Source organism: Endozoicomonas sp. ALC013 (assembly GCF_049310205.1).
Lineage (GTDB): Bacteria > Pseudomonadota > Gammaproteobacteria > Pseudomonadales > Endozoicomonadaceae > Endozoicomonas.
In genome coordinates this window covers 18,912-33,582 of sequence record NZ_JBLYNS010000048.1, presented here as the reverse complement: position 1 = coordinate 33,582, position 14,671 = coordinate 18,912, and the positions used below count along the sequence as shown (strand labels likewise).

At 49.0% G+C, this 14,671-nt stretch carries 11 protein-coding genes, 1 tRNA gene and 1 rRNA gene; 8 read left to right on the top strand and 5 right to left on the bottom strand.

All coding sequences use genetic code 11. The features are described from left to right. Nucleotides 1-45 precede the first annotated feature (45 nt). Nucleotides 46-161 (top strand): 5S ribosomal RNA (gene rrf, locus ACO6V1_RS10995). 76 nt (nt 162-237) lie between these two features. Here the strand turns inward: rrf and ACO6V1_RS10990 are convergent. Then, nucleotides 238-1,398: a methyltransferase domain-containing protein gene (locus ACO6V1_RS10990; RefSeq protein WP_422463206.1), complete on the bottom strand. Its 1,161-nt coding sequence runs from the start codon at nt 1,396-1,398 to the stop codon at nt 238-240. Nucleotides 1,399-1,789: 391 nt separating this feature from the next. On the opposite strand from ACO6V1_RS10990, the gene ACO6V1_RS10985 reads away from it, so the two are divergent. Continuing rightward, entirely contained in the window at nt 1,790-3,193 is a 1,404-nt protein-coding gene (locus ACO6V1_RS10985; RefSeq protein ID WP_422447057.1) for an SLC13 family permease, read from the top strand. A gap of 87 nt (nt 3,194-3,280) precedes the next feature. Here ACO6V1_RS10985 and ACO6V1_RS10980 read toward each other — a convergent pair whose 3' ends face one another. The 3 genes from ACO6V1_RS10980 to ACO6V1_RS10970 form a co-directional block, all read right to left on the bottom strand. Further along, entirely contained in the window at nt 3,281-4,696 is a 1,416-nt protein-coding gene (locus ACO6V1_RS10980) for an SLC13 family permease (RefSeq protein ID WP_422466874.1), read from the bottom strand. Between the two features lie 171 nt (nt 4,697-4,867). Further along, complete coding sequence (locus tag ACO6V1_RS10975; RefSeq protein WP_422466872.1) at nt 4,868-6,103, bottom strand: GGDEF/EAL domain-containing response regulator; 1,236 nt, start codon at nt 6,101-6,103, stop codon at nt 4,868-4,870. Nucleotides 6,104-6,246: 143 nt separating this feature from the next. Next, nucleotides 6,247-7,350 (bottom strand): polyamine ABC transporter substrate-binding protein, encoded by a 1,104-nt coding sequence (locus ACO6V1_RS10970; RefSeq protein ID WP_422466870.1) that lies wholly within the window; start codon nt 7,348-7,350, stop codon nt 6,247-6,249. A gap of 185 nt (nt 7,351-7,535) precedes the next feature. Between ACO6V1_RS10970 and ACO6V1_RS10965 the strand changes: the two genes are divergently transcribed. After that, nucleotides 7,536-8,495, top strand: coding sequence for a universal stress protein (locus ACO6V1_RS10965; RefSeq protein WP_422466868.1), 960 nt, complete (start codon nt 7,536-7,538; stop codon nt 8,493-8,495). Between the two features lie 22 nt (nt 8,496-8,517). Here ACO6V1_RS10965 and ACO6V1_RS10960 read toward each other — a convergent pair whose 3' ends face one another. Beyond that, nucleotides 8,518-8,952 carry a c-type cytochrome gene (locus ACO6V1_RS10960; protein ID WP_101748502.1) on the bottom strand — a complete coding sequence of 145 codons (435 nt, stop codon included), beginning with the start codon at nt 8,950-8,952 and terminating at the stop codon, nt 8,518-8,520. Nucleotides 8,953-9,364: 412 nt separating this feature from the next. Between ACO6V1_RS10960 and ACO6V1_RS10955 the strand changes: the two genes are divergently transcribed. The 5 genes from ACO6V1_RS10955 (at nt 9,365) to ACO6V1_RS10935 (ending at nt 14,523) form a co-directional block, all read left to right on the top strand. Further along, a tRNA-Arg gene (locus tag ACO6V1_RS10955) sits at nt 9,365-9,441 on the top strand. A 190-nt stretch (nt 9,442-9,631) separates the two neighbouring features. Then, nucleotides 9,632-10,117 (top strand): terminase small subunit, encoded by a 486-nt coding sequence (locus ACO6V1_RS10950; RefSeq protein WP_422466866.1) that lies wholly within the window; start codon nt 9,632-9,634, stop codon nt 10,115-10,117. A gap of 351 nt (nt 10,118-10,468) precedes the next feature. Then, nucleotides 10,469-13,882 (top strand): DEAD/DEAH box helicase family protein, encoded by a 3,414-nt coding sequence (locus ACO6V1_RS10945; protein ID WP_422447043.1) that lies wholly within the window; start codon nt 10,469-10,471, stop codon nt 13,880-13,882. An 81-nt stretch (nt 13,883-13,963) separates the two neighbouring features. Next, on the top strand, nt 13,964-14,185 hold the full coding sequence (locus ACO6V1_RS10940) for a DUF433 domain-containing protein (protein ID WP_422447041.1): 222 nt from the start codon (nt 13,964-13,966) through the stop codon (nt 14,183-14,185). After that, a complete protein-coding gene (locus ACO6V1_RS10935; RefSeq protein ID WP_422447039.1) occupies nt 14,185-14,523 on the top strand; it encodes a DUF5615 family PIN-like protein in 339 nt (112 codons plus the stop codon). Before ACO6V1_RS10940 ends, ACO6V1_RS10935 begins: the two co-directional genes overlap by 1 nt. Nucleotides 14,524-14,671: the final 148 nt, after the last annotated feature.

Sequence of the window (14,671 nt, the reverse complement as noted above, 5' to 3'; positions counted from 1 at the left end):
AAATTCTATAATCTCTGAGCATAAAGCTCGAAGATAGCAGTTTAGTCTGAAGACCATAGAGCATTAGAACCACCTGATCCCATCCCGAACTCAGCAGTGAAATGATGCATCGCCGATGGTAGTGTGGGGTCTCCCCATGTGAGAGTAGGTCATCTTCAGGCACAAAATATAAACCCCCGATAGCTTGGCTGTCGGGGGTTTTATTTTATCATGGTTAAAAAATGCAACAGAAAAATTCTATCTTCGCTTAAGTAGCGCTGCGCTTGAATCAAATGCACCTAATTCTGGCCATGGGACATGACCATCTTTGTGAATTTTCTTCTCCACAGTAAATTGATTGTTTGCAAGAGCAATTATTTTTTCCAAAGATGAGTTGTTGAAACTTGTTATTAATAACTGGTTACATTGGTCAGCTGCGGTGTTAATAATTTTCTGTAATCGGGATGTATCTGCCATCAATGAGTTACGCAGAACACATAGGTCCACGGCCTTAGGCCAGGCATGGTCAGGATCAGAGGGGCTACCGACATGGAATTGCAAGTCCAGTCCATGACTCTTCAGTCGTTCGGCATAATACTCAGACTCCTGGATGTTTTTCGGGCTGTCATCTATGCCAAAAAAGTGAACATCTTGTCCGTATAGTTGATGATACCTCACCGCACTGTGGCTTGCACCGCATGCTAGCTCTACTATTTGGCCCTTTTCTGGAACATGTGGGTGTAATTCTTTGAGTATGGTAAAGAAGTCTTCGGAGATTTTGAAACGTTGCTGCATCGTATGCAGGCTGAGCTTTTCAGAACGTATGCTCCATATTGATTGATGGATCCCAGCAGGAGCCATCAGGTCCGGATAAATTTCTCCTGTTATATCATCCAGTAATACTGATTCATGGGCGATGGATGATGATAGATGAGAAGCAGCATAAAAAATAGCTGCTAAATTCTGGTCAGTAGTAATTTGAGCCGGAGTTTTACCTGCAAGGTTAACTGCGGTGATATTAATTTCAGGCTGTGATAGCAGTTCTTTAACCACAGCCCTGTGGTTTCCTTGTGATGCCCAATGAAGGGCTGTATTCCCATTAGAGCTGGTTCCATTGATATCAATAACATCAGAGTTCTTTTTCATGTGCGCAATTAAAGCACCGAACTCTCCTTGTGCGGCTAACTGTCTGAACACTTTATTTATTTCCTTGCTTGAGTCTGGGTCTCTGAGCTGTGAGTGTTCAATATTTTTGCTGCTGTCGCTTTTTCTGACATCATAATCATGCAAAGCTTTTTTTTCGGATTCCACAATAGGACTGGTATTGACTGTGGCTCTTGCTTGTGTTTCATCTTCTTCCTGATTAAGTGAAACCGGATCTGGTTTGTAAGTGGGGCTGCTTGTATTCAATGGATTCATAATATATTTATTATCACTCTTTGATATATATAAAATACTCAGTAATTGATTAATAATTAATGATAAAGTTCACTTTTTTTAGTTAATTAATTTCAATGAATAAGGCCTGATACTTTTATATTGTATATTTTTTCACTATTTTTAAGCTTTAAGAAAATGTTGTCTATATGATCTGATTAATGGTGTTTAACCTTATCTTATGCAAAATTATTCATTAACAAGTCTGTGTTCTGGCTTCACGTATTGATAGGCACAATTTTGCACTGAACAATTTAACTGTCTTAACCGTTAATTATTTAAAAATGATTATGCCTGCTTTCTGTTGATTAGCTTCAGCGTTCCAGCCTTTAGAGTACGCTGATCCATTTTAACTATGTACGGTATGTTGTAAATGACTCCGCTTAAAAAGGTTGTGCCAATAGCAATCATCTTCCTGGGGCTGTTCGGCTTTCCGGAAATGGTGTTTCCCGAAGGTGTCTTGTCAATTTTGCAGCAGCGGGTGTTGGCCATTTTTATTCTGGCAACCCTGATGTGGGTCAGTGATGCCGTGCCAGCCTTTGCAACATCTCTTCTGATTATTATGCTGCTGGTATTGACCGCTTCAAACAGCGCACCTTTTCCGCTCAGGGATGGTCTTGGTGAAGACATGCTGAACTATGTAACTATTTTCAATAGTCTGGCATCACCCATCATTGTCCTTTTTCTGGGCGGGTTCTTTATTGCTCTGGCCTGTGCCAAGTACAAGGTAGATATCAATCTGGCCCGTGTGCTGTTAAAGCCTTTTGGCCAGAAGTATGAAATTGTGATGCTTGGTGTGATGATCATCACGGCCATCTTCTCCATGTTCATGAGCAATACAGCGACCAGTGTGTTGATGCTGACTATTATGACGCCATTGTTGGCTCGAATGGACAGTGAAGATCCCGGATGTCGGGCAATGGTATTGAGTATTCCTATTGCCGCCAACCTGGGTGGTATGGGGACTCCGATTGGAACTCCGCCCAATGCCATCGCTTTCCGTTATTTTGTTGGTGAGCATGCGTTGTCGTTTGGTGGCTGGATGCTGTTTGCCGTACCGATTACTGTCGTTATGATTGCTTTCAGTTGGTGGTTACTGCAAAAGATGTACCCCTCCAATGGTGGCGATCTGGATGTCCGGATTGATGGCCGTTTTGAAAGAGGGCTGAAGCCGTACATTGTTTATATCACTATTGTGTTGACCATCCTGCTGTGGGTGTTCTCCGATGTCCACGGCATTAATGCCTGTGCCGTCGCCATTATTCCGGTGGCTGTATTCAGCCTGTGTGGCATTGTTGATAAGCATGATCTGAAGCATATCAGCTGGGATGTGCTCTGGCTGCTTGCCGGTGGTATTGCCATTGGTACTGCGCTTGCCTCGTCTGGTCTTGCCGGGTTGCTGGTCAGTATGGTGCCATTTGAACAGTTCGATGCGGTGACCATCATTCTGGGCATCAGCGTGCTCTGTATGATTATGGCGACATTTATGTCCCACACGGCCACTGCAAACCTGTTAATGCCTATTGCCATCTCCATGTCCAATTCTGTGGTCAGTATTGAAGAGCAGGGAGGACTGGTTGTGATTGGTACAGCGGTTGCCCTGGCGTCTTCCCTGGGGATGGGCCTGCCAATCAGCACACCGCCCAATGCACTGGCGCATGCTACAGGGTTGGTCGATACCAGGGACTTTATCAAAACCGCTCAGATTTTAAGTCCGCTGGGGGTTTTGTTGATCTTTTCGGTATTGATGCTGATGACCTGGATGGGCTTCTTTTAAGGGGTAATGTCAGCGATGCGTTTTATTTTTGACGTTGAAAGCGATGGCAACTCCCGAGATCGGGGTTGCCAAATAGCGGGAGTCTGATCAGAAGTAACCCAACACACCCAGCAGGGTAATCACTGCAAAGATAATCAGGACACCGATGGTGCTGATGAACTTACCGGCCTTGATAAAGTCTCTGCTGGCAACCATACCGGTGGCATGGGCCAAAGCGTTGGGTGGAGTGCTGATAGGCAGTGACATTCCCATGGATGCACAGAGCGCAACCGAGATAACCATAAGGCTGATACCGCCATAATTTTCCAGCCCGCTCAGAACCGTAGCGACTGAAACTGCAATTGGCATCAGCAGGTTCGCTGTGGCGGTATTGGACATAAATGTTGCCATCACCATTGAGACCACAGCCATCAGAAATAACACCACAAAGGTTCCCATGGTGTCGAAGGGAATGGTGTGAACAATCGAGCGTGCCAGCCCGCTTTTTTCCAGGGCATAGCCCAGGGCAATACCACCGGCAATCAGCCAGAGTACATCCCAGTTAATATTTTTGATGTCGTCGGTATCGATAATGCCGGAAAGGGAGAAAACGATGACCGGCAGTAAGGCGACAGTGTACGAGTTTACGCCATGAATGCTGGAGGTGGTCCACAGCAGTACCGTCGCGGCAGTTGTTGCATAAACAAGAAAGGCTTTTGGTGATTGTTCAAAGGTGCATTCGATTTTAACGGCAAGCTCTTTGATGTTTCCCGGGTACAACTTACGCAACAATACCCAGGCAATCATAATTAATACCACGGCCATGGGGATGGCAAACAGCATCCACTCGCCAAAGGTGATGGCATGCTCGCCGGTTAAATAACGAAAAGCAATGGCGTTCGGTGGCGTGCCGATGGGGGTTCCAATGCCGCCGATATTGGCGGCTATGGGCACAGCAAGCATAACACCCTTGACGGCATTATCCGTGGTATCAACGTTTGCCAGTAGTGGTGTCAGCAAGGTAAGCATCATTGCTGTTGTGGCAGTATTACTCATAAACATGGAGAAGAAGGCGGTAATGCCCATCAGACCGAGCATCACTTTCTTGTAATCACTGCCAATGGGTTTTAACAACACTCTGGCCAGGTTGATGTCCAGTTTGTACTTCGTGGCGGCAATGGCAATGAAGAAACCGCCAAGAAACAGGACAATAACCGGGGCTGCCAGACTGCTGAGAATTTCTTTGTAGCTGAGCATGGCCTCCGGATTCAATGCTTCCCGGAGAAAGTACGGGCTGGTATTGGACACCATGGTGGCCAGCAGGCCCAGAATAAGTAGTGACGTTGCATAGGCTGGCACGGCCTCAGAGACCCAGAGCAATGTCGCCATCAGGAAAATAGCCAGCACCCGTTGTTGTTCGATGGTGATGTTGGCAATAGGAATAAATTCAGCGGGAATGAAACACAGAAAGAAGAAAGAGGCTGCAATCAGTGACAGCTTGAGAATACGCGACATAGACGTCATTCAACCCTTGAGATGCAAACAGAAGTTTAAAATTCTTGATGGTGTTTATCATGCATCAACGGTGCAGCAAACGTATTGAATCAGGTCAATGAAACATCATTTTCGAAAAGTGAATATAATTCAGGCAGGAGAAACGTTGCAGATTGCATGACTACCGTTGTCAATGCATTTTCAGATACAGGGCTTGGGTGGTGTAATCGGTTGTCTTGCCAGCCACTCCCGCTCCCATTGGGGGATTTCATCGGCGGGCATGGGCCTGGCAATGAAGAAGCCTTGTGCCTGGTCACAATTTAACTCATTCAGCAATTGCCAGCCTTCGAGTGTTTCTACTCCCTCGGCAACGGTTTGCATATTCAATTTGTGGGCCAGGCTGATGTTGGCTTCAACAATCGCTTTATGGTTTTTGTCACTACAGGCATTAGAGACAAATGAACGATCAATTTTCAGTTCACTGAAAGGGATTCGGTTTAACTGCTGCATGCTGGAATAGCCAGTACCGAAGTCGTCAATAGAGAGTGAGAAACCATGGAGTTTGAATCTGGCCAGTGTTTCCAGGGAAAGCGCCGCATTTTCAATCAGACTGCTTTCGGTAATCTCAAGAGTCAGGAGTTCTGGTGGAATACTCAAATCCCGCATCTTGCCAATCAGCATATCGGGCAGGTCGGTATTGGTGAGAGTGGCTGCAGAAAGGTTGATGCCAACGGCAATGTTTCTGCCCTGTTCACGCCAGGCTCGAATCTGCTCCAGTGCCAGGTCGATCATTTTTGTGGTCATCGGGGTTATCAGGCCAGAGCTCTCCATCATGGGGATAAAGTGGACTGGGCTGATAACGCCAGCTTCCGGGTGATGCCAGCGGGTGAGTGCTTCAACAGAGATCATTCGGCCACTTTTCAGCAAGACCTTTGGCTGGTAGTAAAGCACGAACTGATTGGCTTCAATGGCTTTCTCAAGAGCTTCTTCATCAAAGATCAGCTCTCTGGAGGTGACGGGGCAGGCATTATTCTCAGTCTGTTCTGAACAGTAAAATTCCAGTAATTCTCTCAGACGGGGGCGGGACATTGGTTTGGGGATATGGCCCAGCACCATCAGGCCATGAGCTTGAGCCATATCACTGACCATTCGCACTAAAGCGGCCTCCATGGCACTGAGCACAATTACGCCCCGGGCAAGCTTTTGCTCCGCCAGGTGGCGGATAAACCGGATACCGTCCATACCCGGCATATCGAGGTCACAGATGACGATATCAACGGCACCCCGGTTTTGCAGAAACTTCAGAGCCTCTTTGCTGTTTTTTGCTGAATGCAGTCTGTCAATATTAAGGCCTGAGACCGTTTGCTCTGCCACCACTCGCTGAAAGGGGTGGTCTTCCAAAATCAGGATACTGAGAGAGGTGATGTTACTGTCCATGTAATGGCCGGGTGACAATGATTCAATCTATAAATTATGGCGTATTGGGCAGTGTTGGAGGATTTTTTTAGCGGTTATTGGATAAATGGAACCAGAGTGACAGTTATCAGAAGGGTCAACTTCTGATAACTGTTGGCAAAAGATCAGTTGCCAGATTTTATTCTGGACCACTCGCGGGTGATGTAACGCTTCAGTTTGGATGGCAGTTCTTTGAAAACAAAGAGCTTCTCCATGGTCTCATCGTCTGGGAAGACACCGGGATCTTTAGCAATGTCTGCATCCACATACTGTTTAGAAGCAGGGTTAGGGTTGCTATAGGTCACGTAGTTGGTCACATCAGCAATCACCTTTGGTTCCATCAGATAGTCCAGCATCTGGTGAGCGGCGTCTTTGTGAGGCGCATCATTAGGAATGGCCAGCATATCAAACCACATGGCTGCACCTTCCTTGGGAACAACATAGCGGATATCCAGGCCGTTACCCGCTTCTTTAGCCCGATCTCTGGCAATCATCGCGTCACCAGACCACATCAGGGCCACACAGATATCGCCATTGGCCAGGTCAGACAGAGAGCGGGAGGAGTGATAGTAAGCGATGTAAGGAGAAATCTCTTTCATCTTGGCCACGGCCTGTTTGTAATCCGCCATATCCAGACTATCGCCGGGAATACCGAGGTAGGCCATCACAGAAGGCAGCACTTCACTTGCGGCGTCAAGAAACGCAACACCACAGCTTTGCAGCTTCTTCATATTCTCCGGCTCAAGGATCAGAGACCAGCTATCCACCGGGGCATCCTTGCCGAGCACTTTTTCGACAGCCGCCTTGTTATAGCCAATACCGGTGGTTCCCCAGAGGTAAGGGATACCGTAGGTATTGTTTTTATCAAAGTTGTCTGAGATCGCCTTCATAATGACGGGATCAAGATGTTTCAGATTAGGCAGTTTGGACTTATCCAGCGGCTCATAGACACCGGCACGAATCTGGGTCTTGTAGAAATCGTGGGAAGGCGAGACCAGGTCGAAACCGCTGCGTCCGGAGAGCAGTTTACCTTCAAGTACCTCATTACTGTCATAAACGTCATAAACCACGTCGATGCCAGTTTTGTCGGAAAAGTTCTTGACGGTATCTTCCGCGATGTAATCGGTCCAGTTATAGAAATACAGTTTTTCAGCCTTGTCATCTGAGGCCTGGAGTTGGGCAGCACAGAGCAGTGCGGCGACGATGAACGTTCTCTTAATCAGTTTCATAAACGTGCCGTGAACCTTATACAAGGAAAATAATAGGGAGCGAGATTATATAGCAGTAACATTGTTCTACAAGTCCGTTCCTATTGGTTACCAGGCAGAATTCCGGAGTTATCAACAGAATATCTGGCAGGGCGACCAATTCCTGCGATAATGGGTAGGGTTGTGATCGGTTTGAGACTAAATTGATGCATGCTTTTCGTTCGATTCTTCTGGCCGTTACCCGGCAACACACCTCGGATATGGAGCTACAGCAGGCCTTTCGGCTTGCTTTGGATAACCGGGCCACCTTGTTGATCGCCCTGTTTGACCAGAGCCTGGAAACTCTGAATCATCTGCAATTTGTCCCGTTGGAAAAAAAACTGGAAGACCACCTCAGGCAGCAACTTGAGGATGAGCTTGAGCGCCTCAAGGCCATGGCCTGGGAGCAGGGGATCGAAGCAGAGACATTGATTGTTCCCGGCCGACCCCGGCAAGCCATTTATAAGGTGATACAAGAACATCATATTGACCTGGTCATCAAACTGGCGGATGCCAGTGGCGCACTGACTCGTAAACAGTTAACCGGCAATGACCTGGCTTTGCTCAGAAAATGCCCGGTGCCCATTTTGATGATGGCCGACCGGGATCAGCTCCCACAATTCAATGGAAAAATCCTGGTGGCCGTGGATGCTGGTGACCCGGACTCGGATGCCCATGATCTGAATCGCACGCTTTTACAATACGGTCTCTATCTGGCAAGTCAGGAAAAGGCTGCGTTGCATCTGGTCAGTGTCTGGAATGTACCCTTAGGGCGGCGCTCCCTGAAAACACTATCTGATGAAGAGCTCTATGAATTGCAGGAAATAACCCAGCGGCGCTACCACAACAAATTACAGGAGGTCATGCAGGAAGTTGGCGTGACTGAGAATGACGACCAGCAGCCCGTATCCATTCATCTGCTCAGGGGCAACCCGGCGACCGAGATCCAGCAACTGGCCAATGAGCTGAATGTTGATGTCATTGTGATGGGCACGCTTGGACGCCATAAGGAAGGCATTCTGGTGGGGAATACGGCTGAGAACATCATGAACAGTATCTACTGCTCAATACTGGCGGTGAAGCCGGAAGGATTTATCAGCCCGCTGGCAAAAGCTGCCAGCGGCTGATCATCAAACCTGAAGGAAGAGGTCAGGGCTTAAGGCCGCTCATGTATTCAATCGCAATACTGATCTCTTCATCAGAACAATCCATACAGGTACCTTTGGCAGGCATACTGCGAATACCGTTAATGGCGTTGGACAGCAGACTGCTGAACCCGCCAGCGGTCTTCTCTGCGGCTTGCCATGCTGCGGCATCGTCCTTTTTGGGAGCACCTAACAGGCCAGAGCCATGACAGGCCACACAAAACTGATTGTAAACTGCATCGCCACTTCTCGGGCCACTGCTGGAGCTGACTGCTACCCCGGCGGCACTGGCACACTCCTCACCTGCGAGACAGACGAAACCCACAGGAGCAAGACGCTCGCTTATCTCACCACGACTAATTGAATCAAGGTCAGCAGTCGGCTTGGCAAACACCAGCGACGCGAATAGTCCCCCGACTAACAGAATCAAAGCACGCATATGAGTTCCCCTTGACACTCGCTTGTCCTCTTAAGGCGATTAATGGCTATCTTATTTTAGGCGTTGCCAGAGCTGGTAAAAAGTAGCTTAAGACTCACTGATAAGCTTTCGCCTGTGTAGCCGAATTATTCTGGGCAATGGGATTATAGAACAATTGGTATCCCTGAAACAGGGGTTTATATATCGTGGGTTTCGGTAATTACTATGGCTTGTCATTGTGAAGCACTCGACCGGGGCTTGAACAGCCTGCTGAGCCAGCTCACGGAATGCAGATGATGGGAGCAGGTTATTAAAAGGAGACTGAGATGCTTTTGATATTGGCACCAGACAGCAGCAAAAAAATCATAGACAGCCCGAGGGCGGATCAGTATTATTGGCAACCGCTGGAGCCGCTGTCTGCTGCTCTGGAAGTGCACCCGTAGCTCAGCTGGATAGAGCGCTGCCCTCCGGAGGCAGAGGTCAGAGGTTCGAATCCTCTCGGGTGCGCCAGTAAAATCAATGTCTTATCTCCTATTTTCTCTTCGTTAAAAGCACTTAAATTTCTTTTTCCACTACATTTCCAGTAACAAGTGGAAACAGCAATTCTAGACTACTGTTCAGAGCCCTACCCTTTTTTATTCTTGCAACTCACGTCCGCTGACTTATAGCCGTTTAGTCTTTAGTTCAGGGATTGCATGGTATGATGATCTCAATGCCATCAAGGATGATTGCCATGAATGACAAACAGCGCCGTTTCGTTGATGAGTACCTGATTGACCAGAACGCGACCCGAGCTGCCATTGCCGCTGGCTATAGTCCCAAGACTGCCAGAGCTCAGGGTTGTCGCCTGTTAACAAATGCTGACATTGCCACCGAAATTCGGGTGCGTCAGGGTAAGCTCAGTCGTGAGCTGAATATCACTGCTCGGGACAAGCGTACCAAGCTCTGGGAGATCGCGCGGTTCTGTGGTGAAGTGATCGAAACGCCAGAGGGTGATTTACGGATGCGAAACCCGAGAGCTGCCACGGCCGCCATTGCTGAACTGAATAAGATGGACGGTGACTATCAGCAAAAGGCTCAGGAAGAGAGCCGTATTAACTTTATCCAGATTTTCGATTCGGAAGATCGCCCTGAAGGTCATGTTGAACAGGTCCAGGACAGCAACTGGCTGAACAGTGAGTATTAAATGAAATAGGGTGGGGAAGTACCCCGTATGCCGGACCTGACACCCACGCCTGCCAAGTCAGCAGTCGAGGGGTAATGCATGCACACTTTGCCATTGATAACTGGAGGGGGGGGATAAATCATCTACCCATACTTTGGCAGCCTTTCTTATATCGCTATGGCTGAAAAAAAATTTTGCGGAATCCCCCTGCCAATAACACAGGCCTGGTAGCCTGGTCACTGTCACCCTCTATTCAGTTAGCATATTTCGGTATGGAATATCGGGGCAGCCTGAGGATACAATATTTTTCTTTGTCGTCTATTTTCCTGCCTTTATCGCTTGGCAGGCACTCTGATTATAAGATGGTCAGCCATGCAGAAGTCATTGAACTTTGAAATGCTGCGCACCCATTGGCCGGAACTGGCCAACTTGGGCAGTAAGGCAGAAGAGTATGTCCACACTGATCCTGAGAGCTGTCTGGTCAAGCTCCGGAACTACCTTGAGTTGATTATCCGGTGGCTTTACCGTCAGGAGCGTTTGCCCGAAGGGTACCGTTCCAGCCTCTATGACCTGATGAAGGCGGATGCGTTTAAAAGTGCGATTCCCGAGGCCATTCAGGTGAAGATGGATGCCATTCGCATTCATGGTAACCGGGCTGCTCATGGTGATGCGGTCAAAGTGAATGATGCCCGGTGGCTGTTGAAAGAGGCCTTCATCATGGGTGCATGGATTTACCTGCGTTATGCCAATGGGCATGCAGACGACATCGCAAAATTCCAGTTGCCCCAGGCTTCATCGGATCAGACGGGTAGCGAGCTGACCAAAAAAGAGCTGGATCAGAAACAGGCCCAACTGGAGAAAGCCAGGGAAGAACTCGAAGCTATCCAACAACGGGAAATGGGTATTCTCCGTGAGTTGCAGCTACAAAAAGAGAAGGCCGAAGAGTTCCAGCAAAGGATGGAGGCCCTGCGCCAGAAGAATGAGCAGGCAGCCAACATTCTGGAGCTGGATGAAGCCGAAACCCGCCGTCGCCTGATCGACTCCCGCCTGATCGCTGCCGGTTGGGATGTAGCAGAGGGTATCAAGGACTCAGCTCAGGTCACCCAGGAGCATCCGGTCAAAGAGCAACCCACCAACAGTGGCGATGGTTACGCGGACTATGTGCTTTGGGACGATACCGGTAAACCGTTAGCTGTCGTGGAAGCCAAGCGTACCCAGGTGGCGGCAGAAAAAGGTCGTACCCAGGCCAAGCTCTATGCCGACTGGCTGGAAAAGCAGTACGGTCAGCGCCCTGCGATCTTTTATACAAACGGCTACGATATTTACCTCTGGGATGACCACCCAGCCCGAAACTATCCACCGAGAAAACTCTTTGGTTTCTACAGCCCTGAAAGTCTGGCCTACCTGGTTCAACAACGTACGGGCTGTCGACCGTTAGCAGAAGTGCCGGTTGACATCCATATTGCCGGTCGTCTGTATCAGTTGGAGAGTATTGCCCGAGTCGGTGAACGCTTTACGGATAAACATCGCAAGGCCCTGATTGTCCAGGCTACCGGTACCGGTAAGACCCGTGTTGCCATTGCGTTGACCAAACGGCTGCTCGATGCCCGATGGGCCAAGCGGGTGCTTTTCCTCTGTGACCGAAAAGAGCTACGTAAGCAGGCACGGAATGCATTTAATGAATTCATCCGTGACCCTATCTATGTGGTAGGTCGAACGGATAAAAAGTACCAGGACACCTCCCGCATCTTCATCTCTACCTATCCCGGAATGATGAACATTATGGATCGGTACGATGTGGGCTATTTTGACCTGATCATTGCGGATGAATCCCATCGTTCCATCTATAACGTTTACGGGGACCTGTTTAAATACTTCGATGCCCTTCAGGTTGGCCTGACCGCAACGCCCGTGGATATGATCGGCCACACCACCTACGGCCTGTTTGGTTGCGAAGGCCGTATACCCACCTATGAATACTCACTGGAAGCGGCGATAAACGACAATCATCTGGTGCCCTTTGAGGTCATTACCCACACCACGCAATTCCTCCGTGAGGGTATTAAAAAAGACAACCTCAGCAATGAACAGATTGCCCAACTGGAAGCGCAGGGCATCGACCCGAACACCCTGGAATTTGATGCCAAGGTCATTGATAAGGCGATCTATAATCGGGACACCAATCGGGCCATTATGCGCAACCTGATGGAGCATGGTATCCGGGACCGGGATGAACAGCTTCCGGGCAAAAGTATTGTCTTTGCCCGCAACCATCAGCATGCGGTTCTGCTGCAAAGCGTTTTTGATGAGATGTATCCGCAGTTTGCCGGTAAGTTCTGTCAGGTCATCGATAACTATAACCCGAGGGCAGAACAACTCATTGAAGATTTTAAAGGCGGTGATCTTAGCACCAACAAAGAGCTGACCATTGCTATTTCGGTGGACATGCTCGACACCGGTATTGATGTGCCGGAAGTGGTCAACCTGGTGTTTGCCAAGCCGGTGAAGTCCAAGGTGAAATTCTGGCAGATGATTGGCCGGGGGACTCGCCTTTGCAAAGACCTGTACGGGGCAGGGAAAGACAAGGACAAATTCCGTATCTTCGACCACTGGGCCAACTTCGAGTACTTCGAGCAGGAGCCGCCCGAGGTGCAGCCAACCACCGGCAAGCCACTGGCACAGAAACGTCTGGAAGCCTGGGTCGAACTGGCCAAAGCGGCACAGAAAAAGTTTGAACAGGGCAGTCTGGCCATCATTGCCAAACAGCTTCATGAGCAGGTGTCTGCACTGGATGAAAAATCCATTGCCGTTCAGGAAAAGTGGCAGATCCGTGCCCGGCTGAGTGACCTGAAACGGTTGGAACAGTTTGCTCCCCAAACCCAGCAGCAACTGCTGGATGACATCGGTCCTCTGATGCAGTGGGTGGATGTCAGGGGGCAGGGGAATGCCATGCGTTTTGATCTGGATATGATTACCGCCCAGACTGCCCTGTACACCAACAAAAGCGGACTGGAAAAACAGTGGTCCATCGTTACCCAGAAACTGGATCAGCTACCCCCGCATCTGGCTCAGGTCCAGCAGCAGGGTGACATCATTAACCAGCTACGGGACCTGGACTGGTGGCACAACGCCAGCTTTGCCGAACTGGAACATGCCCGTACCCGCCTCAGGGGGATCATGTACCTGATGGAGGGCGACGTAACTCCGCCACCCACACCCCCCGTGGAAACGGATATCCGTGAAGACCAGGGCAAGTACGAGGTCAAACGGCGGGAGACCAATATCAAGTCGGTGGACTTTAAGCTCTACCGTCAGCAGGTTCAGGGCGCTCTGGAGCCGCTCTTTACCAGTAACCCTGTGTTGATGAAAATCCGCCGGGGAGAACCGGTACAGTCAAAAGAGCTGGATGAACTGGCAAAACTGGTGCTGGTTCAGAATCCGAATGTGGATATCCGGGTACTGAAAGAGTTCTACCCCGAAGCCTCTGCGGGGCTGGATCAGATTCTGCGAACCCTGATTGGTATGGAGAGCCAGGCTGTAGCCGAAAAATTTGCCGGTTTTGCCGCTCAATACAATCTAAGCAGCCAGCAGATTCGCTTTCTGGATTTGCTGAAAAACCACATACGGGATTACGGCACCATCGAAATGGCGCAACTGTTTGATCAGCCCTTTACCCGCATCCATGGTGAAGGCATTACCGGCCTGTTCCCGGATATGGATCAGGTGATGGCCATTAAAGCCATTGTGGATGGGGTATCGGTTGATATTGGCAAGGCAACAACCTGAGCCCTGTATAGAGTAATGGCGATTGAGCCATTGCAAGACTAGAATAGGTCAGGAATAAATCACGGCGAAAGGAGATGGCAAGTGATTAACGGTAATATCTTGGTAGAGTGTAAGCCCGATGTAATGAGAGGCAAACCCTGCATCAAAGGTACCCGGATTACAGTGGAAAGCATTTTGGAAATGTTGGGTTCAGGCATGACCTATGGGGAGATTATTTCTGATTTTCCCAGCCTGGATGAAACCAGGATCCGGGCAGCGCTGGAATATGCAGCGAGCCACCTGCCGAAAGGGAATGCTGCGTAGTGCTGCTGTTTGATGAAAACCTGTCATATAAGCTGACGAGGATGGTCAGCAAGCCGTTCAGGGGAGCGGTTGCCGTTTCAAGGGTAGCGACTTTGGGGGAAGGTGCTTCAGATCAGAGCGTTTGGGACTATGCGAAACACCAGGATCTGGCAATTGTGACTAAAGACCGGGATTTTGTCGATTACTGGAGCCGCCTTGGCCCTCCTCCTAAAGTCATCCATATTCAGATCGGGAATGCTCGACTGGCTGCGGTACAGTCTCTGATTATGGATAATCAGGATTGCATCAACCAGTTTCTGGCTGAAGAAAACAGTGGGCTTCTATGCCTTCGCCTGTAACTTGGTGCCAAACTCAAGACGCTACGTATCTTTGACCAGTACAATACTGCATTATTGGCTTAACCCATCCAGGTAAGATTCATCTCTGGCCCTGTGAAACAGGATGTCGGGAAATTACAAACCAAAATCCGTATACTCCCACCATTTT

What these genes read in the sequence shown, in the direction of transcription:
- ACO6V1_RS10990 (WP_422463206.1), bottom strand. Translation starts at nt 1,398, where the DNA reads ATGAATCCATTGAATACAAGCAGCCCCACTTACAAACCAGATCCGGTT.
- ACO6V1_RS10960 (WP_101748502.1), bottom strand. Translation starts at nt 8,952, where the DNA reads ATGCGTGCTTTGATTCTGTTAGTCGGGGGACTATTCGCGTCGCTGGTG.
- ACO6V1_RS10945 (WP_422447043.1), top strand. Translation starts at nt 10,469, where the DNA reads ATGCAGAAGTCATTGAACTTTGAAATGCTGCGCACCCATTGGCCGGAA.
- ACO6V1_RS10950 (WP_422466866.1), top strand. Translation starts at nt 9,632, where the DNA reads ATGATGATCTCAATGCCATCAAGGATGATTGCCATGAATGACAAACAG.
- ACO6V1_RS10965 (WP_422466868.1), top strand. Translation starts at nt 7,536, where the DNA reads ATGCATGCTTTTCGTTCGATTCTTCTGGCCGTTACCCGGCAACACACC.
- ACO6V1_RS10970 (WP_422466870.1), bottom strand. Translation starts at nt 7,350, where the DNA reads ATGAAACTGATTAAGAGAACGTTCATCGTCGCCGCACTGCTCTGTGCT.
- ACO6V1_RS10985 (WP_422447057.1), top strand. Translation starts at nt 1,790, where the DNA reads ATGACTCCGCTTAAAAAGGTTGTGCCAATAGCAATCATCTTCCTGGGG.
- ACO6V1_RS10975 (WP_422466872.1), bottom strand. Translation starts at nt 6,103, where the DNA reads ATGGACAGTAACATCACCTCTCTCAGTATCCTGATTTTGGAAGACCAC.
- ACO6V1_RS10980 (WP_422466874.1), bottom strand. Translation starts at nt 4,696, where the DNA reads ATGACGTCTATGTCGCGTATTCTCAAGCTGTCACTGATTGCAGCCTCT.